The sequence below is a fragment of the Bradyrhizobium sp. RP6 genome (genome assembly GCF_003837805.1).
Lineage (GTDB): Bacteria > Pseudomonadota > Alphaproteobacteria > Rhizobiales > Xanthobacteraceae > Bradyrhizobium.
In genome coordinates this window covers 424392-446487 of sequence record NZ_RQIT01000001.1, presented here as the reverse complement: position 1 = coordinate 446487, position 22096 = coordinate 424392, and the positions used below count along the sequence as shown (strand labels likewise).

The 22096-nt window shown below is 64.3% G+C and carries 19 protein-coding genes and 1 pseudogene; 8 read left to right on the top strand and 12 right to left on the bottom strand.

All coding sequences use genetic code 11. The features are described 5' to 3' along the window. The first annotated feature begins 25 nt into the window (after positions 1–25). Positions 26–664 (top strand): HAD family hydrolase, encoded by a 639-nt coding sequence (locus EHH60_RS02465; protein ID WP_124157906.1) that lies wholly within the window; start codon positions 26–28, stop codon positions 662–664. A gap of 27 nt (positions 665–691) precedes the next feature. Here EHH60_RS02465 and EHH60_RS02460 read toward each other — a convergent pair whose 3' ends face one another. Further along, the gene (locus tag EHH60_RS02460; protein ID WP_124157905.1) at positions 692–1708 is read right to left on the bottom strand and encodes a carbon-nitrogen hydrolase family protein; all 1017 of its coding nucleotides are present in this window, start codon (positions 1706–1708) and stop codon (positions 692–694) included. 195 nt (positions 1709–1903) lie between these two features. On the opposite strand from EHH60_RS02460, the gene EHH60_RS02455 reads away from it, so the two are divergent. The 3 genes from EHH60_RS02455 to EHH60_RS02445 all read left to right on the top strand — a co-directional run bounded on the left by EHH60_RS02455 (position 1904) and on the right by EHH60_RS02445 (position 5666). Further along, positions 1904–2860 carry an AraC-like ligand-binding domain-containing protein gene (locus EHH60_RS02455; protein WP_124157904.1) on the top strand — a complete coding sequence of 319 codons (957 nt, stop codon included), beginning with the start codon at positions 1904–1906 and terminating at the stop codon, positions 2858–2860. A 144-nt stretch (positions 2861–3004) separates the two neighbouring features. After that, the gene (locus tag EHH60_RS02450) at positions 3005–4030 is read left to right on the top strand and encodes an aldo/keto reductase (RefSeq protein ID WP_124157903.1); all 1026 of its coding nucleotides are present in this window, start codon (positions 3005–3007) and stop codon (positions 4028–4030) included. Between the two features lie 214 nt (positions 4031–4244). After that, positions 4245–5666 (top strand): MFS transporter, encoded by a 1422-nt coding sequence (locus EHH60_RS02445; protein ID WP_124157902.1) that lies wholly within the window; start codon positions 4245–4247, stop codon positions 5664–5666. On the opposite strand, the pseudogene EHH60_RS02440 reads toward EHH60_RS02445, so the two are convergent. Continuing rightward, positions 5663–6476: pseudogene (locus tag EHH60_RS02440) on the bottom strand (transposase). The gene EHH60_RS02445 and the pseudogene EHH60_RS02440 sit on opposite strands and share 4 nt — an antisense overlap. Before the next feature lie 222 nt (positions 6477–6698). Here EHH60_RS02440 and EHH60_RS02435 point away from each other — a divergent pair. Further along, a complete protein-coding gene (locus EHH60_RS02435) occupies positions 6699–7148 on the top strand; it encodes a PEGA domain-containing protein (RefSeq protein ID WP_124157901.1) in 450 nt (149 codons plus the stop codon). Positions 7149–7219: 71 nt separating this feature from the next. Here EHH60_RS02435 and clpA read toward each other — a convergent pair whose 3' ends face one another. Together clpA and clpS are read right to left on the bottom strand one after the other, a co-directional pair. Then, the gene (gene clpA, locus EHH60_RS02430; protein ID WP_124157900.1) at positions 7220–9628 is read right to left on the bottom strand and encodes an ATP-dependent Clp protease ATP-binding subunit ClpA; all 2409 of its coding nucleotides are present in this window, start codon (positions 9626–9628) and stop codon (positions 7220–7222) included. 283 nt (positions 9629–9911) lie between these two features. Further along, the gene (gene clpS / locus EHH60_RS02425) at positions 9912–10244 is read right to left on the bottom strand and encodes an ATP-dependent Clp protease adapter ClpS (protein ID WP_028135886.1); all 333 of its coding nucleotides are present in this window, start codon (positions 10242–10244) and stop codon (positions 9912–9914) included. 482 nt (positions 10245–10726) lie between these two features. On the opposite strand from clpS, the gene EHH60_RS02420 reads away from it, so the two are divergent. Next, complete coding sequence (locus EHH60_RS02420) at positions 10727–12658, top strand: TadE/TadG family type IV pilus assembly protein (protein ID WP_124157898.1); 1932 nt, start codon at positions 10727–10729, stop codon at positions 12656–12658. A 76-nt stretch (positions 12659–12734) separates the two neighbouring features. Here EHH60_RS02420 and EHH60_RS02415 read toward each other — a convergent pair whose 3' ends face one another. Beyond that, positions 12735–13073, bottom strand: coding sequence for a phasin family protein (locus EHH60_RS02415; protein WP_124157897.1), 339 nt, complete (start codon positions 13071–13073; stop codon positions 12735–12737). A gap of 387 nt (positions 13074–13460) precedes the next feature. Here EHH60_RS02415 and EHH60_RS02410 point away from each other — a divergent pair, with 387 nt between their 5' ends. Further along, positions 13461–15311 carry a D-alanyl-D-alanine carboxypeptidase gene (locus EHH60_RS02410; RefSeq protein WP_124157896.1) on the top strand — a complete coding sequence of 617 codons (1851 nt, stop codon included), beginning with the start codon at positions 13461–13463 and terminating at the stop codon, positions 15309–15311. Positions 15312–15550: 239 nt separating this feature from the next. Here the strand turns inward: EHH60_RS02410 and EHH60_RS02405 are convergent, their stop codons facing one another. The 5 genes from EHH60_RS02405 to EHH60_RS02385 form a co-directional block, all read right to left on the bottom strand. After that, positions 15551–16276 carry a DnaJ domain-containing protein gene (locus EHH60_RS02405; RefSeq protein WP_124157895.1) on the bottom strand — a complete coding sequence of 242 codons (726 nt, stop codon included), beginning with the start codon at positions 16274–16276 and terminating at the stop codon, positions 15551–15553. A 73-nt stretch (positions 16277–16349) separates the two neighbouring features. Next, positions 16350–17099 (bottom strand): VWA domain-containing protein, encoded by a 750-nt coding sequence (locus EHH60_RS02400; protein ID WP_124157894.1) that lies wholly within the window; start codon positions 17097–17099, stop codon positions 16350–16352. Positions 17100–17234: 135 nt separating this feature from the next. After that, complete coding sequence (locus EHH60_RS02395; protein ID WP_124157893.1) at positions 17235–18095, bottom strand: alpha/beta fold hydrolase; 861 nt, start codon at positions 18093–18095, stop codon at positions 17235–17237. A 358-nt stretch (positions 18096–18453) separates the two neighbouring features. Then, positions 18454–19377 carry a division plane positioning ATPase MipZ gene (locus EHH60_RS02390; protein ID WP_124157892.1) on the bottom strand — a complete coding sequence of 308 codons (924 nt, stop codon included), beginning with the start codon at positions 19375–19377 and terminating at the stop codon, positions 18454–18456. 8 nt (positions 19378–19385) lie between these two features. Beyond that, a complete protein-coding gene (locus EHH60_RS02385) occupies positions 19386–19568 on the bottom strand; it encodes a hypothetical protein (protein ID WP_124157891.1) in 183 nt (60 codons plus the stop codon). Between the two features lie 89 nt (positions 19569–19657). Here EHH60_RS02385 and panC point away from each other — a divergent pair, with 89 nt between their 5' ends. Then, positions 19658–20509: a pantoate--beta-alanine ligase gene (gene panC / locus EHH60_RS02380; protein WP_124157890.1), complete on the top strand. Its 852-nt coding sequence runs from the start codon at positions 19658–19660 to the stop codon at positions 20507–20509. Positions 20510–20592: 83 nt separating this feature from the next. On the opposite strand, the gene EHH60_RS02375 is transcribed toward panC, so the two are convergent. Together EHH60_RS02375 and EHH60_RS02370 are read right to left on the bottom strand one after the other, a co-directional pair. Beyond that, positions 20593–21033 (bottom strand): DUF1489 family protein, encoded by a 441-nt coding sequence (locus EHH60_RS02375; protein ID WP_124157889.1) that lies wholly within the window; start codon positions 21031–21033, stop codon positions 20593–20595. Between the two features lie 42 nt (positions 21034–21075). Continuing rightward, positions 21076–22050, bottom strand: coding sequence for a hypothetical protein (locus tag EHH60_RS02370; RefSeq protein WP_124157888.1), 975 nt, complete (start codon positions 22048–22050; stop codon positions 21076–21078). Positions 22051–22096 lie beyond the last annotated feature (46 nt).

Genomic DNA, 22096 nt, shown 5'->3' with positions numbered 1-22096 from the left:
CAGTATCAACGCAGGTTTCGCCCGAATGGTGACAATCTTTTTTGATCTCGACGGCACGCTGACCAATCCCAAGCCGGGGATCACGCGATCCATCCAGTATGCGCTGGAGCGGCTCGACCAGCCTGTCCCCAGCGAGGACGAGCTGACCTGGTGCATCGGGCCGCCGCTGCATGCCAGCTTGAAAAAGCTCACCGGAACCGATGAACTCGCCGATCGCGCGCTGCTGCTCTATCGGGAGCGCTTCAGCGATATCGGCCTGTTCGAGAACGAGGCCTATGCCGGCATCATGGATACCCTCACGAGGCTTGCCGCGACAACTCCGCGCATGTTCGTCGCGACCAGCAAGCCTGCGGTCTACGCCACCCGCATCGTCGAACATTTCGGACTGAAACCGTATTTCGAGCGTGTGTTCGGCTCCGAGCTCGACGGCACGCGCGTCGACAAGCGCGACCTGCTGCGCTTTGCGCTCGACGAGACCAAGGTCGACGCGCATAACGCAATCATGATCGGCGACCGCAGCCACGACGTGGTCGGCGCCAGGACCAACGGAATGACCGCAATCGGCGTGCTCTATGGCTATGGCAGCGAGACCGAGCTGCGGGACGCCGGCGCGCATCATATCTGCGCCGCACACCCCGAACTGCTCGGGCACTGCGTCGCGTAACGTAGGCCCGTGTCCGCGCGGCCGCGATCAGCTTGCCGCCGCCGCGATCTCCGTGGGCTCGACGGCATCGACCGGCAACGCGAACTGCTCGACGCGCTGGTACCGCTTCTTGTTGAGCAGCAGCCGCGTCACGTCCGGCCGCGAATAGTGCCCGGCGGGATCGGCAGCGTTCTTGGCGACGCCGATGGCACCGAGGTCGATTTCGGCGATCAGCAGCCCCTCCTGGTCCGGCGCCAGCCTGTCGCCGATCTGGCTGCCGTCGGGGCCGTAGATCGCGGCAAAGCCGCCGCCGGCATGCAGCAGCGCGTGCTTATCCGGCCGGTCGCAGAGCTCGTCGATCATGGCCTGCGACACCGTCGCGCAAGGCGCGAGCACGAAGCAGGAACCCTCCACCGCATAGTCGCGCGAAGCCGCATTGTTGACCTCGGCGCCGAGCGCCGGCGCGAAGGGATCGTAGAGCGAGAAGCTCGGCCAGGCCGCGACATGGACCTGCTCGTTCTGGGCGTACATCGCGTATTTCGACAGCGGCTGCAGGTGCTCCCAGCAGCACAGTGCCCCAAGGCGGCCGATGTCGGTCCTCGCATGCACGGCAAGGTCGCTGCCGTCGCCTTCGCCATAGACGGTGCGCTCGGCATGGGTCGGCCGCAGCTTGCGGCGCTTTGCGATGGTCTCGCCATCAGGGCCGATCAGCCATTGCGCGAGATAGAGGCTGCCGCCGTCGCGTTCGGACAGGCCGATCACGGCAGTGAGCTTTGCCTTGCGCACCGCCTCGCGCAGCCGGTCGGCCTGCGGGCTGTCGTAGGACAGCGAATTGTCGAAATAGCGCTGCACGAAGCCGCGGCCGATTGCCCAGGCCGGCGAGTCCATCCAGATGTGCCAGGGGTAGCCTGGAATGAAGGCCTCGGGAAAAGCGACCAGCTTGGCGCCCTTTTCCGCGGCCTCCCTGATCAGCGCGATCGACTTGTCGACCGAGGCGTCGAGGTCGAGCCAGGCCGGCGCCGCCTGTACCACCGCGACCTTATACTTCGGATGTTCGATGCCCATTCCCGCCTCCATGCCGGTTGATCGGAAGCCATGTCCGATGCAGTCTATTGGGCAAAGCCAGACGACGGGTGCTCGACCGCCGCGGAACAAAAACTCGACTGGACGCTACCGCCAGCCGGTACGGAGTTTGCCTTCGGTCAGGCTAGATCTGCGCCAACATGCGGTTTTGCTGGATGTGAAAGGGAGGCTGTCCAGATGCCAATCCAGTTCACGACGGACGGCAGCCCCGGCTATCGGCGGCTCGCCCTCTGGCAGGACATCGTCTGCGACGTCTTCGTCGGCCTCGACTGCAAGTCCGACCTCGGCAGCGCCTTTCGGGGCTCGGTCACGCAGGCTTCGCTCGGCAAGGCCGCATGCTCCGAAGTCTGCTCGGACCGCCAGCACGTGTTCCGCACGCCCTCTCGCATCGCGCGCTCGGACCAGGATTTTGTTCTCATTGCCCTGGGCAATCGCGGCAGCGGCGGCGTTGTGCAGGACGGCAGGGAGACCGTAATTCATCCCGGCGAGTTCGCGCTCTATGACACCACGCGTCCGTATGAGCTGAAGTTCAACGACGCCTTCACGCAGACCATCTTCAAGGTGCCGCGCGAGATGCTGAGGCGCCGGCTCGGCGGCACCGAGACGCTGACTGCAATGTCGTTTGGCGCCGACGCGCCGCTCGAGCGGCTCGCCTATGATTTCATCTTCCGGCTTTGCCAGAGCGCGGACGGGCTGGCCCCGGACACCGCGACCGCGCTGTCGGAGCAGGCGGTCGATCTGCTCGCCATGGCTTTGAGCGAACGGCTCGGCAGGACATCGCAGCCGTCCTCGACCCACCGCTCGGCCCTGCTCTACCGGTTGAAGACGCACATCCGCGCGCATCTCTCCGATCCCGACCTCTCACTCGCGGAGACCGCGGCCGCGCTCGGCATCTCGCCGCGCTACGTCAACGATCTTCTCGCCGACGAAGACACTTCCTTCCAGCGCCATGTTCTTGCTGAACGCCTCGCTCGATGCCGGCGCGACCTCGCCTCGCCTGTGCTCGCCCATCGCCACATCAGCGAGGTCGCGTTCGGCTGGGGCTTCAACGACCTCTCGCATTTCGGCCGCGTCTTCCGCGAGCATTTCGGAATGTCGCCACGCGACTTCCGGCAGAGCCAGTTGCGGCATTGAGATCCCTTTCAGTCAGCGATCCCCTATAGGCTATCCCGAAGCAAGGCCGGTATGTGAGCGCGTGATAGGACGCGGGCCCTGCTTGCACTATCCTTTGCCACCGAACCGCAGTGATCTATCGGCGGCCAGCCAGGGAGCACATCGATGGAATACCGACGCTTGGGCCGATCAGGCCTCATGGTGCCCGCCTTGAGTCTTGGCACCGGCACCTTCGGCGGCGTGGGCCGCCTTGCGGCTTGGGGCACGACCGACGCGACCGAAGCGCGGCGCCTTCTGGACATCTGCCTCGAAGCCGGCGTGTCGATGTTCGACACGGCGAACGTCTATTCGCTCGGCGAGTCCGAGCGGGTACTCGGCGAAGCCATCAAGGGCCGCCGCGACAAGGTTCTGATCTCGACCAAGGCGACGTTCCGCTTCGGTGATGGACCCAACGACATCGGCTCGTCGCGTCAGCACCTGCTCAAAGCCATCGACGGCTCGCTGAGCCGCCTCGGCACCGATTACATCGACCTGTTCCAGCTCCATGGTTTCGATGCCTTCACTCCGCCCGAAGAGGTGCTTGGCACGCTCGATGTGCTCGTGCGCGCCGGCAAGATCCGCTATGTCGGCGTCTCGAATTTCTCGGGCTGGCACCTGATGAAGTCGCTTGCGGTTGCCGACAAGCACGGTTTTCCGCGCTACGTCGCCAACCAGACCTACTATTCTCTGATCGGACGCGACTACGAATGGGAGCTGATGCCGCTCGGCATCGACCAGGGGCTTGGCGCGGTGGTCTGGTCGCCGCTCGGATGGGGCCGTCTCACCGGAAAAATTCGGCGTGGCCAGCCGAAGCCGGAAGTCAGCCGGCTGCCCAAGACGGCCGAGTTCGGACCGCCCGTGCCGGACGAGCATGTCTACCGGGTCGTCGATGCCATCGACGAGACTGCGAAGGAGACGGGCAAGAGCGTCTCGCAGATCGCGCTCAACTGGCTGCTCCAGCGTCCGACCGTCTCGACGCTGATCATCGGCGCGCGCAACGAGACCCAGCTGCGCGAAAATCTCGGCGCGGTCGGCTGGTCCTTGACCAAGGACCAGGTCGCAAAGCTCGACGCCGCGAGCATGGTGACGCTGCCCTACCCCTATTGGCACCAGCGCGTGACTTTCACCGATCGCAATCCGCCGGCGGTGTAGCGGGCAGCAGTGACGTTCGGCCTCGTCGCGTTTTACTTCTTCGGAGAATCGACAGCGCGCTCGTGAGGCTGCGGAGGCCGCCCCAGCCCCATGCTTGCCGCGTCGGGAGATCTGCTTCCGCTACGGGAACTGGCGGTGTCCTAACGGGTTGCTGTCGATCCGGCGATTTCCTATTGGGAGATGAATCACGGCTCCAATCCACCGCGCCTCCATCATGTCGCCCGCCCCGATCGAGCATGCCGACGGCCTGCCGCAGCCGCAGCGCAACCAGGCGGTGCTGACGATTGCGCTCGGCATCATCATGGCAGTGGTCGACAGCGCCATCGCCAACGTTGCGCTGCCGACGATCGCGGCCGACCTCGACGCAAGTCCGTCCTTCTCGATCTGGATCGTCAATGGCTATCAGCTCGCGATCACGATCTCACTGCTGCCGCTGGCTTCACTCGGCGAGATCGTCGGCTATCGCCGCGTCTATCTGGTCGGACTGGTGCTGTTCACGCTGGCCTCCGCCTTCTGCGCGCTGGCGCACACGCTGCCGCTGCTGACGCTCGCGCGCATCCTCCAAGGCTTTGGCGCGGCCGGCATCATGAGCGTCAACGCGGCGCTGGTGCGCTTCACCTATCCGCGCAGCCAGCTTGGCCGCGGCATCGGGCTCAATGCGCTCGTGGTCGCCTTCTCGGCAGCTGTCGGCCCGACGCTCGCCGCCGGCATCCTTGCCGTCGGAAGCTGGCCGTGGCTGTTCGCCATCAACGTGCCCCTCGGTGCGGTGACGCTGCTGATCGGCCTGCGCAGCCTGCCCCACACCAGGCCTGCGAGCCGTTCCTTTGACTGGCAGAGCGCGGGCCTGTCCGCGATCACGTTCGGTGTCGGCATCGCCGCCGTCGACAGCGTCGGTCATGGTGAGGCCGCCATCACCTGCCTCGCGCAATTCGCCATCGCCATCGTCGCTGGCGCGCTGCTGATCTATCGCGAAACCCACATGAGCTCGCCGCTCTTGCCGGTCGATCTGTTGCGCATCCCGGTGTTCGCGCTATCGATCGCGACTTCGATCGCATCGTTCTGCGGACAGATGCTGGCCTTCGTCGCGATCCCCTTCTATCTCCAGAGCCGCTTCGGTTATTCGGCGGTCCATATGGGGCTCTTGATCACGCCCTGGCCGATCGCGGTGGCATTCGCAGCGCCCCTTGCCGGCCGCCTCGTCGAGCACTATCCGGCGGGCCTGCTCGGCGGCATCGGCCTCACGCTGTTCGCCTGCGGCCTCGCCGCGCTAGCCTTCCTGCCCGCAAGCCCGACCCCGTTCGACGTGATCTGGCGCATGGCGCTGGCCGGCGCCGGGTTCGGTCTGTTCCAGACCCCGAACAACCGCACCATGATCGCAGCCGCCCCGCGCGAGCGCGCCGGCGGCGCCAGCGGCATGTTGGGCACAGCGCGCCTGCTCGGCCAGACCACGGGGGCAGCGCTGGTGGCGCTGCTGCTCGGACGGTATCCGGTTGAGGGCACCAGGCTGGCGCTCCTCGTCGGCGTCGGATTTGCGCTCTGCGGCGCGGTGCTGAGCATGCTGCGGTTGTCTCCCGCAGGCGCGCGCGGTGCCGAGCACGTCCGCGTCCAGGACGATCAGCGCCTGCGCGGCGATTAGAGCGTTAGCCGATCAGGTTGCAAATAGCCGGCGGCGGCGAAGTAGTTTTTGGATCCAGTGGGCGTGTAGGTGTCGACGATGCGCCCGATCGCGTCCCAAAGGCCGCCGACGGTACGTTCGGCGGCCTTTCGCAAGTGCGCCTTGAGCTTGGCGAAGGCGTTCTCGATGGGATTGAGGTCGGGGCTGTACGGCGGGAGATAGAGGAGCGTGGCGCCGGCCGCCTCGATCATCTCGCGTATGCGTGGCCCTTTGTGGCTGGACAGATTGTCCATGATGACGATGGCGTGCTCGGGCAGCTCGGGGACGAGCACTTTTTCGACATAGGTCTCACGCCATGTTGGTCGATGCCCAGGTCTCGTCAATGAAGACGAGGCGATCCCGGTCGAGCTTGTCCTGACGCTCGCGCCAAGCCTCGCGCCCCTTCAAGACATCCGGACGGTCCTGCTCTGCGGCATGGGCAGTCTTTTTTTGCGCGTGATCTTGTGACGCGCGAAGAAGCGGCGGATCGTGCCATAGCCGAAGGATAGGCCTTGTTTTGCTCAAGCTATGCCGCAATTCCTCGATGGTAATATCGGGCGAAGCCTCCAGCAGAGCCATGATCGTCGCCTGATGGGCATCAATGCGGTGAGACTTGCGGTCGCCGCCTTGGGCCTTCGGCAGAGCATCGCCTTGCTCCCGCTCGCGCGTTCGCCAACGGCTTACGCTGGCCGGGCTCACGCCAAATCGCGCAGCAGCCTGCCGGCCTGAAACGCCGCCTTCAATACAGCCTAGAACACGTTCGCGAAGATCCATCGACAGCGGTTTCGCCATGCCCGCCGGCCTCCAGTCCCCGGCAGACAGTTTGAATCATTAAACCGCTGATTTGGGAATCCCAAACGATTCAATCAGGTAGGCTACCGCTCTAGCGCAGTCTCACGCCCAGGCCCGCTCTGTTTTCGTGCACAACCTTTGCGTGGCTTACCTATCCCGACCTGCGCCTATTGCACTCGCGCTTCGGTTGCGCTTCATTGGCGCCGGGACAAGGGGCATTTCATGCGTTCATTTGGAATTATGGCGCTCAGCGTCATGCTGGGCGGCTGCGCGTCGGTCACGCGCGGCACGACCGAGAATATCAGCATCTCATCGACACCGTCAGGCGTGGAAGCCGTGGTCTCCGGGCTCGAAGTGCCCACCACCTGCACCACGCCTTGCGCCGTCGTCGCCAAGCGTAGCGCGGACATCACGATCACCTTCGAGAAGGAGGGCTACCAATCCCAGACGGTGCAGCTCACCAAGGAAGTGTCGGGTACCGGCGCCGCCGGGTTCGCCGGCAATCTCCTGGCCGGCGGCCTCATTGGCATGGGCGTCGATGCCGCAACGGGGGCGGCCACCGATCACAAGCCGAATCCAGTGATCGTGACGATGCAGCCGTCAGCCCCGCACGCCGCACCGCGCACTCCGAGAAAGCCGCGGCCGCCACGCGCGCCGGAGGCTGGAACGTAATGCCGCTGGTTCGGCGTCCACATAAAAAAGGCCGGCTTTTCAGCCGGCCTTTTCGATTCATGGCGTGCCAATCAAGCCTTGACCAGGGGGCCCTTGGAGGTCGGCCCCTTCGAGCCGCCGGGACCGCCCGGCTTCGACTTGCCCGGCGGACGCTTGCGGGCACCGGGCAGCTTCTCCTGCTTCGGCGTGACCGGCCCCTCGACGAATTCGAAGCCGATCTTCTCCTTGGTCTCGTCGGCCTCGTCCTTGACGAGAACAACGCGGACGTGACCGCCGCCCTTCAGCTTGCCGAACAGCACCTCGTCGGCCAGCGGCTTCTTGATGTGCTCCTGGATCACGCGGGCCATCGGACGCGCGCCCATCTGCTCGTCGTAGCCGTGCTGGACCAGCCAGGTCTTGGCAGGCTCGGACAGCTCGATGGTGACGTCGCGGTCGCCGAGCTGCGCTTCGAGCTGAAGCACGAACTTCTCGACCACGGTGCCGATCACCTCGACGCTGAGATGGCCGAACGAAACGATGGCATCGAGACGATTGCGGAATTCCGGCGCGAACTGCCGGTTGATCGCCTCGTGGTCGTCGCCTTCCCGCTTCGAGCGCGTGAAGCCGAACGCCTGCTTGGCGAGGTCCGCCGCACCGGCATTCGTGGTCATGATCAGGATCACGTTGCGGAAGTTGACCTGCTTGCCGTTGTGATCGGTGAGCCGGCCGTGATCCATGATCTGGAGCAGCACGTTATAGAGGTCGGGATGCGCCTTCTCGATCTCATCGAGCAGCACCACGCAATGCGGATGCTGGTCGACGCCGTCGGTCAGCAGGCCGCCCTGGTCGAAACCGACATAGCCGGGAGGCGCGCCGATCAGGCGGGACACGGTGTGCCGCTCCATATACTCCGACATGTCAAAGCGCAGCAGTTCGACGCCGAGCGTCGCCGCGAGCTGTTTTGCCACTTCCGTCTTGCCGACGCCGGTGGGCCCTGAGAACAGGTAGCAGCCGATCGGCTTCTCTGGCTCGCGCAGGCCGGCGCGCGCCAGCTTGATCGAGGCGGCGAGCGACTCGATCGCCTTGTCCTGGCCGAACACGGTGCGCTTCAGGGTCTGCTCGAGATGCTTGAGCACCTCGGCATCGTCCTTCGACACGCTCTTCGGCGGAATCCGCGCCATCGAGGCGATTGTGGTCTCGATCTCCTTGATGCCGATGGTCTTCTTGCGCTTGTTCTCGGCGACCAGCATCTGCGCCGCGCCGGACTCGTCGATCACGTCGATCGCCTTGTCGGGCAGCTTGCGGTCGTGGATGTAGCGCGAGGAGAGCTGAACAGCGGCCTCGATCGCCTCGTTGGTGTACTTCAGCCGGTGGTAGTCCTCGAAATACGGCTTGAGGCCCTTGAGGATCGCGATCGCATCCTCGACCGTCGGCTCGTTGATGTCGATCTTCTGGAAGCGCCGCACCAGCGCGCGGTCCTTCTCGAAGTGCTGGCGATATTCCTTGTAGGTGGTCGAGCCCATGCAGCGGATCGTGCCCGACGCCAGCGCCGGCTTGAGCAGGTTCGAAGCATCCATCGCCCCGCCCGACGTGGCGCCCGCACCGATAACGGTGTGGATCTCGTCGATGAACAGGATGGCGTTGGGATGCGCCTCGAGCTCCTTCAGCACCTGCTTCAGGCGCTCCTCGAAGTCGCCGCGATAACGCGTGCCGGCAAGCAGCGTGCCCATGTCCAGCGAGAACACGGTCGCGGCCGCCAGAACCTCCGGCACCTCGCTATCGACGATGCGCTTGGCAAGGCCCTCCGCAATCGCGGTCTTGCCGACCCCGGCCTCGCCCACGAACAGCGGGTTGTTCTTCTGCCGCCGGCACAGCACCTGGATCGCGCGGTTGATCTCTGAATTGCGTCCGATCACCGGATCGATCTTGCCGTCGCGCGCCTTCTTGTTGAGGTTGACGCAATAGGTCTCGAGCGCCTCGCCCTTCTTCTTGGCGTCCTCGTTGCCCTTGGCCTCCGTCTCCTCGTCGACGCCGCGCACGGGGCGCGCCTCGGACACACCCGGGCGCTTGGCGATACCGTGGCTGATATAGTTGACCGCGTCATAGCGCGTCATGTCCTGCTCCTGCAGGAAATACGCGGCATGACTCTCGCGCTCGGCAAAGATCGCGATCAGCACATTGGCGCCGGTCACCTCTTCGCGACCGGAGGATTGCACGTGGATCACCGCGCGCTGGATTACGCGCTGGAAACCGGCGGTGGGCTTGGCATCGTCGGCGCCATCCGTCACCAGGTTCTCGAATTCGGTTTCAAGGTAGTTGACGAGGCTCGTGCGGAGCTTGTCGAGATCGACGCTACAGGCGCGCATGACGGCGGCTGCATCGGAATCGTCGATCAGTGAGAGCAAAAGATGCTCGAGCGTCGCGTATTGGTGATGACGCTCGTTTGCGATCGCCAGCGCACGATGCAGGGATTGTTCAAGGCTTTGGGAAAAAGTCGGCATTCGCGTCCTCTATGGCCCCCACCATCATGATCGCCATCGCCCGGTCAGGCAACAACAACCTTTGTCACATATAGTTATACAAGATCGCGGCGAAAGACCGGTTCCGCGACTCGGCGGCGACACACCTGCGGTATTTTTCGATGCAAGACCCGTTCCGATTTGGGCGGGATCGGCGCCGGCGCAGAATTCCGTAGTTTTGCCGGCAGCATCGCGCGCAGCCGTCACTGCAACAATCACGCCGCGCCTTACACGAGAGCCCGCTTCAAACGCTCCGCAAGGCGTCTTACTTCTTTTCCATCACGCATTGCAGCGGATGCTGGTGCTTGCGGGCAAAATCCATCACCTGCGTCACCTTGGTCTCGGCGATCTCGTAGGTGAACACGCCGCACTCGCCGATGCCATGATGATGGACGTGCAGCATGATCTTGGTGGCCGCCTCGACGTCCTTGTTGAAGAACTTCTCCAGCACGTGGACGACAAACTCCATCGGAGTGTAGTCGTCGTTCAGGATCAGCACGCGATAAAGGTTCGGCCGTTTGGTCTTGGGCTTGACCTTGGTGATGACCGAAGTGTTCGGACCCGAGGGGCTGCCCGAACGGTTCTCGTCATTGCTCATGCGAGGAGCGTCGGCGGCGGCTGGCGCGGACAGGTCTATACTGGAAGTCAATTGCGGCATGGCACAGGCGTTCAAATTCCCCACGGAAGCGCATGGCGGTCCCCGCGCGACTCCGCCCTTCGGAGCCTGGCGCAGGCGCGCCGCCTCGTTGGATCGCCGCTCCCGACACATCCGGCTCGAGCCGGACCGTTCGCCAGCAATATGGGCCTGCCCAAGGCTGGCCGCAAGCATACGGAGATCAGGCCGATGCGGCCGCGGCAGTCCCGATTCCCGGTCCGGGCGATCCATGTCAGGTTAATCAATCCGGACCGATTTGACAAAAATTTCCGCTCGCCATGTTTAGAACATGTTGACCAGGAACCCGGCCATTGACCCGCCTGCGACGGTTTTTCGCGCATGGCTCCGGCTTTCTACGGTTTAATTTACCTGCCGTTCAATGGCGTGCCCCGAAATCAGGCAAAACCCGGATTTCGTGGATAGCCATGTCTCGCCTGCCCCTCCTCAGCCGCCTTGGTCGACAACTCGCCCGCTTTGCAGTGGCCGAGCAAGGCAATATCGCCATGATCTTCGCCATCGCGCTGGTCCCGGTGCTGACCTTCGTCGGCGCCGCGATCGATTATAGCCGGGCCACCCGCGCGCGATCGTCAATGCAGGCTGCCCTGGATTCGACCGCACTGATGCTGTCCAAGGACCTGACAGCCGGTACCATCTCCCAGTCCCAGATCAGTCAGAAGGCCGCAGACTATTTCAAGGGCCTCTTCACCGATAGCGAAGCCGCGGATACGGCGGCGAAGACAAGGGTTCAGCTATCGGCAACCTACACTGCGGCGACCACAAATTCGGCGGCGAAGATCCTTCTGCAAGGCTCCAGCAACATCGATTCCATGTTCATGCAAATCGTCGGCTATCCGACGCTCGGCTTCAACACCACTTCGACCGCGACCTGGGGCAACGCAAAGATGCGCGTGGCGCTCGCGCTCGACAACACGGGGTCGATGGCCCAGAACGAGAAGATGACGGCACTGAGAAATGCGGTGGCCGGAACCGGTGGCCTGATCGACCAGCTCAGCAAGCTCAGCAAGAACGATGGCGACGTCTACATTTCACTCGTTCCCTTTGCCAAGACGGTCAATGTCGGAGCAAGCAAGTACGGCCAGAGCTGGATCGACTGGACGGACTGGCTCAATCCGCCTACCGCACAGCCGGCGAACGTGCTCGGGAATTACCAGGCGAATCTTCCGATGAATTGGCATGCGGTGGGACCAGGCGCGCGATGCCCCTGGTCAAACGGCAGCGGCGGCTTCTACTGCACGAGCGGATCAGCGAACAACAGCTCGAAATACACGGTCAACGGCTTCAATGTCGTTCCGTCGAGCGGGTACATCTGCCCGAGCGTCGACGCAAATTCCCACACGATGTACAATGGCTGCTGGGAGAGCAAATTTGTGGGCAATGGAACGTTCTGCTCGGGCAGCTCAAGCTGCAACTGCCCGGTCGACGCCTACGGCAACAGCGTCTCCGGTTGCAGTTGTTCCGGCAGCGGCAGCAGCAGGTCGTGCACCGGCAAGCTCTACACCCACGACTGGACACAGCCCGGGCCCAACGACCTCACCCACAATCTAAACCAACCGCGGGTGAGCGCCGTCGTCGGCTTCACCAACAACAAATGGACTGCCACCAACTCAACTCCTACCGTCCAGAACAATTGGCAGCAGGCATCCACCAACCCGATCAACACATGGACGGGCTGTATCACTGATCGCACCCAACCCAACGACGCAACCGGTACGTCCCCTTCGTCGTTCAACACCGCGACGCTGTTCCCGGCCAACCAATATTTCGAGAACAGCACCGCTTATTGCAGTGACAGCTCATCGCCTCAGCTCGAGCCGATCATTCCGCTCACGTACAATTGGAGTACCCTGAAGTCGGCGGTCAACGCCATGCAGCCCACCGGCGGCACAAATCAGGCGGTCGGTCTGGCTTGGGCCTGGCAATCTCTGCTGCAGGGCGATCCCCTGAATGCGCCCGCAGAGGGTGGAACCGTCAACACCACCTACAATCGGGTGATCATCCTGCTGTCGGACGGACTTAATACCGAGGACCGCTGGCCGGCATATGGCAACGGCAGCAGCCAGACCACGACCTACGGCAACAGCACATTCCCCGGTTCGATTGACGCCCGGCAGCAACTGCTGTGCGACAACCTGCACAACGCCAAGGACTCCAACGGCGTATCGATGTACACGATCTACACGATCCAGGTGAACACCAGCGGCGATCCGAGTTCGGCCATCCTCAAATATTGCGCGAGCAGCCCGGACAAGTTCTACGAGATCAAGAGCTCGACCGAGATCGCGACTATTTTCAATACGATCGGAACCGCGCTGAGCAAGCTGCGCGTCGCGCAGTAACTCAAGTCCGCAACCCGCAAACGAAAAGCCCGGCCAATCCGGCCGGGCTTTTGATTCCAGGAGCGTGTTGAGCGGGTCAGTTCGCGGCCGGGGTGAACTTCGACACGATGGTCTCGACCGGCTTGAAAGCCTGCTTGGCGAGGTCGCTGTAGAGGCCGGCGATCTTCTGCGATTCCGCAACGAAGGTCTCGTAGGTGGAACGGGCAAAATCGGTCTGCGCTTCCATGGCCTTGTCCAGCGACTTCACGCCGGAAAGCTTCTCGACGAAGGACTTGGTGTCTTCGAACGACTTCTTCGTATAGTCGCCATAGGCGCTGGCGATCGCCTGGAGGCCGTGCTGCACCGAAGTCGCGGAGGCAACGCACTGCTCGAACTGCTCTTTCCCGTAGTTCTGAAAGTCTTCAACCTTGAACATGTCGGAATCCTTTTCCCTGGCTCGCGTCGGGAAGCCCCGGCTCCCTGACTTCGCCCAAAAATAGTGCAACGCACAAAAAAGTCAAGAATCTTGTGCGCCGCACAAAATGCGACGCAAATCGCCGAAATTCCCGGGATTTCCCGCAAGGGTTTCTTAAGCTTTTGGAAACCGCCGGCCCCTACCTTGATTCCCTGGACGTGTTCACTTCCACAGGCGGCCAAAGTCGTTTGAGAACATCACCTTAGCCAGAACAGCGGCTCGGGTCCAACGTCCCCCGCGGCAACCACCGGCGGAGGGACAGCCTGAGCAGGTAATGATCCCGGGACCATTGGGCACAATTTCGCCTCACGGGCCGGTGATCAAAGTCAGAAACGGGGACGGGGTTCCATGCTTCGTAAAAACTTGTCTTCCTCGCGCTTGGCGCGGGTTGGCGTTTTGGGGCTTCTTACGGTCACCATCGCCGTCATAATCACCACCGATGCAGCGGAGGCGCGGCGCCATCGCCGCCACCATGCCCATCACCGCGTCCAGCGCGATGTGTCCGAGAGCTCCAGCCCGAAGTTCGCGTCCATCATCGTCGACGGTAATTCCGGTGCGGTGCTCCAGGCGACAAGCCCTGACGGTATCCGCCATCCTGCCTCGCTGACGAAGATCATGACGCTCTATCTGCTGTTCGAGCGCCTCGAATCCGGCAAGATGAGGCTCGACACCGAGATGCCGGTGTCCCAGCACGCCGCCGATCAGGATCCGACCAAGCTGAATCTGCGTGCCGGCCAGACCATTCGGGTCGAAGACGCGATCAAGGGCCTCGTCACCCGCTCGGCCAACGACGCAGCCGTGGTGATCGCCGAAGCAATCGCCGGTAGCGAGAACGATTTCGCCCAGATGATGACGCGCAAGGCGCGCTCGCTCGGCATGTCCAGAACGGTCTACCGCAACGCCAATGGCCTTCCCAACGACGAGCAGGTCACGACCGCGCGCGACCAGGCCACGCTCGGTCGCGCCATCCAGGAGCGCTTCCCGCGCTACTATCGCTATTTCGCGACCTCGACGTTCAATTGGCGGGGGCAGTCGATCCGCAACCACAACCACCTGCTCGGCAGCGTCGAGGGCGTGGACGGCATCAAGACCGGCTATACCCGCGCCTCCGGCTTCAACCTCGTCACCTCGATGCGCCGCGGCAACCGCCACCTGATCGGCGTGGTACTGGGCGGCCGCAGCGGTGGCTCGCGCGACGCCATCATGCGCAACCTGCTCGCGGAGAATCTCGAGAAGGGTGCGACCGTGCACACGGTTGCCGCGGTCACCGAGCGTAATGGCGCTGACGCCGCCACCGATGTTGCTGCCGCCTCGGAAACTCCGCCGGCCCGTCCCGCAGCGCAGGTCCAAGCCGCCGCTCCTGCTCCCGAGTCTGCCCCGTTGCGCCTTGCCGCCCGCCTCTCGACGCTGGCTGCCGCGACGGCTGCGGTGCCGCCGGCCCCGATCAAACCCGAACCCAGCAAGCCCGAGGTTCGGCCGACGGAATCCAGGACTGAGCCCGCGCCGCTCACCAACGGCGTGATCTCGAGCCAGCCGCTCTCCATCATCCCCGGCTCGTCCGAGCCGATGAAGCCGGTTCGGGTCAAGACGGTTCAAGTCAAGGCCGGCGCCGTGAAGGTCGCTTCCGCGGCCCCGGCTCACGTCGCGCCGCCGGTCACCAACACCATCCCGCCCCGTTCCGATGTCGCGGAAACCTCCGGCGCCGTCGTCGCCCGGGCGGATCTCATCAACAGGCCCGAGGCGGTCAGCCAGCCGGAAGCACCGAAGGCCGAGATTGCCCGCACCGAACTGCCCCGGCAGCCGGCCGGCTTCGGCACCGGCAACGGCATTCTCGGTGTGCTGCCGGCGGCAACCGCCGCTGCGCCCGCCCCCGCCGGTCCCAAGCTCGCGTCCGCCGACGCGGCGCCCCAGCCAATCCAGATGAGCAGCACCACCAAGCCGGCCGTCACCCACAGCGGCTGGATTGTCCAGGTCGGCGCACTCGAGAGCGAGAATGAAGCCCAGCAGCGGATCGACGCTGCCCGCAGCTCGGCCCGCGGCCTGCTCAGCAAGGCCGATCCGTTCACCGAGACGGTTGTCGCCAAGGACAATCGCAAGCTCTACCGCGCCCGCTTCGCCGGGCTCGAGCGCGACCAGGCCGAAGCCGTCTGCCGCACCTTGAAGCGCGCCGAGATCTCCTGCATCACCGTGCGCAACTGATCTCTCTTTTCCGTTCCGGACCAAATGCCCGCGCCTTGCGCGGGCATTTTCGTTTTGGGGATGCGGCGATGCCGGGGCTGATCCTGCCAAGGCTGTTCCGCGACAACCTCTCGTCAAGGATTTACGGTTAAAACTTTGCTCAAGGGATCGACCACGCCGACAATGGCGGGCATCGGGGCGACGGCAGACGGAGCAGGCGGAGCTCACGCGGTACGGGCGTTTGTAGCGTAGTGCCGGAGTTAGCCGTTATGCGTGCGAAGCAGAGTATCCTTGGCCTCGTTTACCCGGGCAGCGAGATACGTCGAGCCCCCCTGGTCGGGATGGAGTTTCTTCATCAGGGACTTGTGGGCCCGGCTGATGTCGTCGCGTCCCGCCCCCGGCTGCAAGCCAAGGATCTGATAGGCTTCCTCCGCCGTCATTTTGCCGCTCGCCGCCGTGCGGCGCTGCCGCCCTGCCGCATCGCCTTGCGCGTTCTGACGCCAAGCGGGAAACCGGCGGTCCAGATAGCTTTCAAGTAAGGCCACGCTCTCGGCGTCGAACGTCGGGACCATCGCCAGCAGGCTGGCGAGATCGAACTCGTCGAGATTGCGCCCGGCGTGAGGTCCCGCGACGATCTGGCCTGCAAGCTGCCCCGAATCGTGGTCGAGCCGCATGTCGAGGAATTGCGAGCGCACGCGTGAAGCCTGCCCTTGCGCCGGCGCCGCACCGCCACCGAACAGACCGCCAATATTGCCGATTCCGGCATTCGCCAGTGGCGTCCAGCCGAGCAGCCCGGCGCCGAAGATTCCGAGCGGGATCGCAACCGCCAGCTCGCCCCGCAAACCCGTGAAGGCCGCGACCGCCAGCGCCAGCACGCCGCCCCCGAGCTTGATCGTGCGCGCCAGCACCGCCGGATTGGCGGCGCGAAACATCTGAAGCAGCAGATAAAGCGTGATAACGGCGACAGCGCCGGCAATCAGGGTCATGGCCGGAATATAGTCACCCTCGCGGCAAAATGCATCGCATCTACCGCCGCCGCGAGCCGCGCCGGCCTGATCGCTACTTCATCTGGCCGATCAGATTTGCCGCTCCGCTCGCGGTCTTCGCCAGTTTCAGCAACGCTTCGCGTCCGCCGGCTGCATAGGCCGCAGCTGCCCGCAACAGTTCGCGCAGCTGCGCCGCCGCGCCGGGATCAAACCGGCACCAGGCGCCACCGGTCAGGTGCGCGATCTGGCGGAAGGCCTGCTCGGCGACGGCGTCACGGCCTTCCTGAAACACGAACACGGGCACCTTGAGCATACCGAGCTCGCCGGCCTTGGCGCAGAGCTCGTCGATCCTTTCCTCCATGGCATCACCGACGAAGACCACGGCCCGCACGCCGGATGCGACCGCCTCGCGCCGGGCCTCGCTCAGCACCTTGCCGATCTGGGTATCGCCGCCGCGGCAATCGATCTTGCTCATCAGCGCCGCCAGCTTGGCGCTGTCGGAGATCCATCCCGTGGCACGGCACTCGTTGAAGCCGCGATAGTAGACCAGCCGGATGTCGAGACTGCCGAACGCCGCGGTCTCGCGAAACATGTCGGCCTGGAGCGCGCAGGCCATGTCCCAGGTCGGCTGCCGGCTCATCGTCGCATCGAGGGCGAAGATCAGCCGCCCCTTCGCGCCCGATGCATGCGGTGACAGCGCCCGCGCCTTGGCAACGAAGGCGGCGATGTCTTCGGAGGTGGAGGTCCCCGCTTGCGGGAGCGCACCGTCGGCTTGCGCCGAGATGGCATCGCGACCGCGCGGTTTGATGGGTTCGCCCGACATCGCTGCTTGCACCTTGCGTGAGCAGCTAATGTGGTCAGCGCATGCGGCCCGGTCAATGCGCAAAGCCTCCGCGGGCGGCGCCGGCGGAGGCTTTGACGATCGGTGCAATCGAGTGGTGACGTGAGCTCTTGTACGTCAGCTCTTGGCGGGTGCCATCAGGGCGACCGGACCTGGCTCGAGGATCTTGGGCGGGGAGGATCGCGTATCGACCGGCGCCACGTCGCTGTCCGTCGCGCTCAGGAACTTATCGAGCATGGTCTGGATCGAGCTCTTGGCCGCATCCGGACCGGTGTCGCGCATGTCGTTATGCTGGAATTCGGTCTTCACGACCTGAATACCCGCTTTCTCGCATTCCTCGTCGGTCGGGAGCACGCCTGCATCGGTCTTGAACTGCGGATCCTGGGAGCGGAACGACAGGATCTTGAACTTGCCGGCGGTGACGAAGGGCACGCGCAGATTGTCCAGCGTGACGACCTTCTTGACCTCATCCGGATAGTGCTTGGCGAAGTACATCGTGATGTCGCCGCCCATGGAGTGGCCGACCATCGTCACCTTCTCATAGTCGGCGTTGGGTTGAACCTTCTTCATCTCCTGCACGGCGAGATGGATATTGGCGACGCCGCGCAGGATCTGCGGCAGCCGGCCGACATAGAGCTCGCCGGGCTTGGTCACCATCGGAGGATCGGTGGGCAGGTCATGCTGCGGGCTCAAAACCATGTAGCCGCGCGCAGCGAAGATGTTGGCGAGGAAGCCGTACTCGGTGTTCTTGACGGTGTTGCCGTGATTGATCACGGCAACCGGCAGCGTGATCATGCCGGCATTGGCCTGCATTTCCTTGTCGCGACGCACCGCGACGTAGACGGGCACCGGACGATTGTCGCGCGACGCGTCGTAGAAGGTGATGGTCTCGTGCTTGATTGCCCACTTGCTCGCCGTGAAATAGGCGATGCCGCAGAGGGCACTGACTGAAACCAGAACGGCAATTCCACGCTTCATTTTCGTCCTCAGCCTCAGGCCTAGCGGCCTGAATCCCTGTTGAAAATCGTGTTCTTCCGAGGCTCTTCGGCCCCTTGTCGCCTTTCGCTAATATATGTCACAGCAGCGTGACAGGAAGGCTAAATATTGTGAAATCGCCGCCCTTCCATTGTGCGTCGCACACGTTTTCTGTGCGCCCCATTCTCTTACCACTACGTCAGGTGCTGCTTACCATCCTACGCGACCGGTCTCGATTGGGTTCAATTTCGCGGTCAATACCGGGTAAAAAACGTAACGGAGTAAAAACGCGGCGAGCACAGCCTCGGTTCCCACAGGGACCGGCCGCTCGGATCGGCGAAAGTAGCAATTTACCGCCGCCTTAGACGCCCAGGATGTCGTGGACCTCGAGCGGCTTGTCGACCTGATTGAACCATTCGGCCCGGTTGGCGGCGCGGCGGCGACCGCGCTCGTCGAGCGGCAGCTTGAGCTGGCGGAGCAGGCTCGTCACCTCCTCCCGCGCGGTAAGATGGCCGAGATTGGGCCGCATGCCGAGCGTGGCCTCGTCGATCTCGTCGAGGGCGGTCAGGCCACGCGGGAAGAATTCGCGGTAGACGACGCGTTCGGCGAAGCCGTCGACATAGCGGAAGCCAAGCCGCAGCGACAAATCCTTCAGGCCCTCGGCGACGAGTTGCTTGTTGCGGGAGCCGAGCATGGACAGGCGATTGCGCACGACGATCCAGTCGGTGGTTGCGCCGTCGAGCTGGCGGCGCTTGCGCCTGACGTCGCGCACCATCTCGGCATAGTGACTCTCGCCCGTCACCGCGTAGTTGGCGGGATCGACGGTCCCGAGCACGTCGAAATCGAGGAAGCTGTCGTTGATCGGCGTCACCAGGGTGTCGGCCATCGAATGCGCGAGCCGCATCAGATAGCTGTCAGTGCCGGGCGTATCGACGACGATGAAATCGAAGCTGCTCTCGACGGCCGAGACCGCTTCCATGAACTGCTGGAACTCGGAATTCTCGTTCTCGGCGATCTGCATGTTCACGCCGAGCTTGATGCAGCGATGCACTGGCAGCTCGAGATCGAGCTTGGTGCGGCGGGCCCAGGCGGCTCGGTTGTCGATATAGTGGGTGAAGCTCTGCTGGCGGCAGTCAAGATCGATCGTGGCGACGCGCTGGCCGGCCTTCAGGAGCGCGACGGCGATGTGCAAGGCGGTGGTCGATTTGCCGGAGCCGCCCTTCTCGTTACCGAGCACGACCACATGCGCCGAGCCGGATTGGCCTTGGCTAGCCTGCACAAGCATGGTGATCCTCAACGCCCCTGGCGAATATCTTCGAGTTGACCGCGCCTGCGGTCAAGGGAAATGCGTGACAGGTCATGCAAATCCCAGCGTTCGCTGCTTTCGCCATGAATCGCGGCGCCGTCCTTCGTCTGTGATCCTGCCTGCAATGTCGCGACGTGCTGTGCCACCTTGCGCGGGATGCTGTGCCGCATTCGGGTGCATGGCGTCCACGATCGCCACTTGTTATGGTTAGTCGGCCGGGCGCCCGCACCTGCGCCGATTCCCAATCAGTCGAGTCCTGATGTCAGCAAGCCCATTGATCGCCCGCACGGTCCCCGCCCTGCGACGCGCCGTCGACAATCTCCGCAAGCGAAAGGCCACCATCGCGCTGGTCCCGACCATGGGGGCCCTCCATGACGGTCATGTGTCGCTGGTTCGCCTCGCCAGGCGGCGCGCCAGCCGCGTCGTGGTGTCGATCTTCGTCAACCCGACTCAATTTGCCCCGACCGAGGATTTTGGCGCCTATCCGCGCACCTGGAAGGCCGACATCGCCAAGCTCGCGGCCGAGGATGTCGACATCGTCTGGCATCCGGGCGTCGAGGCCATGTATCCGGAGGGCTTTGCCACCCGCATCGTGCCGGAAGGACCGGCGCTGGCCGGCCTCGAGGACCGCTTTCGCCCGCACTTCTTCGGCGGCGTCGCCACCGTCGTCGGCAAGCTGTTCACGCAGTGCCGGCCGGATTTTGCGATATTCGGCGAAAAGGATTTTCAGCAATTGCGAGTGGTGACGCAGATGGCGCGCGACCTCGACCTCGGCGTCAAGGTCCTCGGCTCCCGCACCGTGCGCGAGCGCGACGGGCTCGCGATGTCCTCGCGCAACGTCTACCTCTCACCCGAGGAGCGGCAGACCGCCAGCGTCCTCTACCGCGCCATGAAGGAGAGCGCCGGGCGCATCCGGGCCGGCGATTCGATCGCACCGGCGATGGCGGGCGGCGCCGAGATGATCAAGGCGGCCGGCCTGGCGCTCGACTATTACGAGGTCCGCCATGCCGAGACGCTGGCGCCGGTCACCTCGCGCAAGGACGGGCCCCTGCGCATCCTGGTCGCAGCCAAGCTCGGCACCACCCGGCTGATCGATAATATCGCGGTCTAAAGCGCGACGACGCCATCGCGCTCCAGGTTATTGTTTGAGCATGATCTTTCCGGAAAACCGCTGCACACTTTTCCGGATCATGCTCATAGCAGCCCGAGATCACGCAGCTCGCGCCGCATCGGCTCCGGCATCGCCGCGATCGAGCCGGCTGCGGACTTGCCGAGATCGGCCGGCACGGAATCGTCGGTGAGATAGCGCCAGCCCTGGAACGGGCGCATCGGCCGCGGCGAGACCGGGATCACCTTCGGCTGCATCACGATCCGGCAGCGGCCGATGCCGTCCTTGTCGCGGAACGGCTCGATGCCGATGATCTTTTCGCGCGCGGCAATCTCGCCCTTGATCACCCAATAGAGAGAACCGCCGGCAAGGATTTCGGCATCACGCTTGGGCACCATGCGGGTGATGTGGATGTGACGTTGCGGCAGACCCTTTCTCTTGGCGGTCTGCATCCGTTCGGCGACCCACTCCTTCAATTCCTTGACGGAGTCGCAGCCGACGGCGAGCTTGATCAGATGGAGTGGCATGCCCAAGCTTTAGCCGCGCAGCCACGCATTGGGAACGACGATCTACTCGTTATCCGCAGCTGCCGGAGCCGCCGCCGAGGCCGGCGGCGCCAGCGGAACCGGGGCGGCAGCCGGCGCACGCGCGGCCTTCGGCGCCGGCGGTTTCTTGGGGGCGGGTGCGGCAGCCTGCGCCGAGGCTGCGGCCGGTGCGCGCGGCGCTGCGTTGGCTGCCGGCGCCGCCTGGCGCGCCGCAGTGGACGGCTCCGGACTCATGATGCTCACCGGCGGCGTCGACGAAGCGCTCGGGAACTCCGCATTGGTCGGCCTGCCCGTCGGCATCGACGGCGGCAGCCCGGCAAGCGCGGCGGTGGCCGGCATCGCCGGCGCTGTTGCGGGCGTGTTCCAGGTCGGCGCATAGCGCGCGACCAGCGTGTCGTAGAGATGGGAGCCCATGTTGGCGGCGACCTGCTGCTGGTCGGTCAGCGAGCGGAACGCGGCGCAATCGAACTGCGTGCAGCCGTCGCGCACGATCAGCACATGCGCGACAAGGCCGTAGCGATCACGCTCCAGCGACTTGCGCAGCACCTTCATCTCGAGTGTCAGGCTCTTCTCGGCCGTGGCGACGTCGCCGAGCGCGGTCAGCCGGTCGATCCTGGCGGCGGTGTAGGACACTGCGGCAGCCGCGGCATCAGGCGCGCCGAACAGCGCCTTCTCGCAGCCAGCGGCGACGGCATCGCCCGCGAGATCGTCGAGACAGGCCAGCGCCGGCAGGCTCGCAGCAACCGTAGCCTGCACGCGCGCTTCGGCCGGGGCGGCCTGCCCGTCCGCTCCATAGACGCGCACGGTGGCTGCCCCCGCGATCGCGATGGATAGCAGCGTAACGACGGTCAGCGCACCGTTGGCAACCGATCTGTCGGCCCGCTGCAGCGTGACCAGGAGGATCAATCCGAAGAATCCGGCGGCCACCAGCGTCATCCACATCGGGAAGGCCGGCGAGTGCCAGATTTGGTCGAGCGAAGTGGCCCATGCCCAGTTCATGCGCGACGTCCCCTCACGCGAGCAAAGAGCGAATGGTCAAGCGAGC

Coding starts and splice junctions, on each gene's coding strand:
- EHH60_RS02385 (WP_124157891.1), bottom strand. CDS start 19,568: ATGCGGCACAGCATCCCGCGCAAGGTGGCACAGCACGTCGCGACATTG.
- clpA (WP_124157900.1), bottom strand. CDS start 9,628: ATGCCGACTTTTTCCCAAAGCCTTGAACAATCCCTGCATCGTGCGCTG.
- EHH60_RS02445 (WP_124157902.1), top strand. CDS start 4,245: ATGTCGCCCGCCCCGATCGAGCATGCCGACGGCCTGCCGCAGCCGCAG.
- EHH60_RS02400 (WP_124157894.1), bottom strand. CDS start 17,099: ATGTCGGGCGAACCCATCAAACCGCGCGGTCGCGATGCCATCTCGGCG.
- EHH60_RS02455 (WP_124157904.1), top strand. CDS start 1,904: ATGCCAATCCAGTTCACGACGGACGGCAGCCCCGGCTATCGGCGGCTC.
- clpS (WP_028135886.1), bottom strand. CDS start 10,244: ATGAGCAATGACGAGAACCGTTCGGGCAGCCCCTCGGGTCCGAACACT.
- EHH60_RS02435 (WP_124157901.1), top strand. CDS start 6,699: ATGCGTTCATTTGGAATTATGGCGCTCAGCGTCATGCTGGGCGGCTGC.
- EHH60_RS02465 (WP_124157906.1), top strand. CDS start 26: ATGGTGACAATCTTTTTTGATCTCGACGGCACGCTGACCAATCCCAAG.
- EHH60_RS02415 (WP_124157897.1), bottom strand. CDS start 13,073: ATGTTCAAGGTTGAAGACTTTCAGAACTACGGGAAAGAGCAGTTCGAG.
- panC (WP_124157890.1), top strand. CDS start 19,658: ATGTCAGCAAGCCCATTGATCGCCCGCACGGTCCCCGCCCTGCGACGC.
- EHH60_RS02395 (WP_124157893.1), bottom strand. CDS start 18,095: ATGAAGCGTGGAATTGCCGTTCTGGTTTCAGTCAGTGCCCTCTGCGGC.
- EHH60_RS02420 (WP_124157898.1), top strand. CDS start 10,727: ATGTCTCGCCTGCCCCTCCTCAGCCGCCTTGGTCGACAACTCGCCCGC.
- EHH60_RS02460 (WP_124157905.1), bottom strand. CDS start 1,708: ATGGGCATCGAACATCCGAAGTATAAGGTCGCGGTGGTACAGGCGGCG.
- EHH60_RS02375 (WP_124157889.1), bottom strand. CDS start 21,033: ATGCCACTCCATCTGATCAAGCTCGCCGTCGGCTGCGACTCCGTCAAG.
- EHH60_RS02370 (WP_124157888.1), bottom strand. CDS start 22,050: ATGAACTGGGCATGGGCCACTTCGCTCGACCAAATCTGGCACTCGCCG.
- EHH60_RS02450 (WP_124157903.1), top strand. CDS start 3,005: ATGGAATACCGACGCTTGGGCCGATCAGGCCTCATGGTGCCCGCCTTG.
- EHH60_RS02405 (WP_124157895.1), bottom strand. CDS start 16,276: ATGACCCTGATTGCCGGCGCTGTCGCCGTTATCACGCTTTATCTGCTG.
- EHH60_RS02390 (WP_124157892.1), bottom strand. CDS start 19,377: ATGCTTGTGCAGGCTAGCCAAGGCCAATCCGGCTCGGCGCATGTGGTC.
- EHH60_RS02410 (WP_124157896.1), top strand. CDS start 13,461: ATGCTTCGTAAAAACTTGTCTTCCTCGCGCTTGGCGCGGGTTGGCGTT.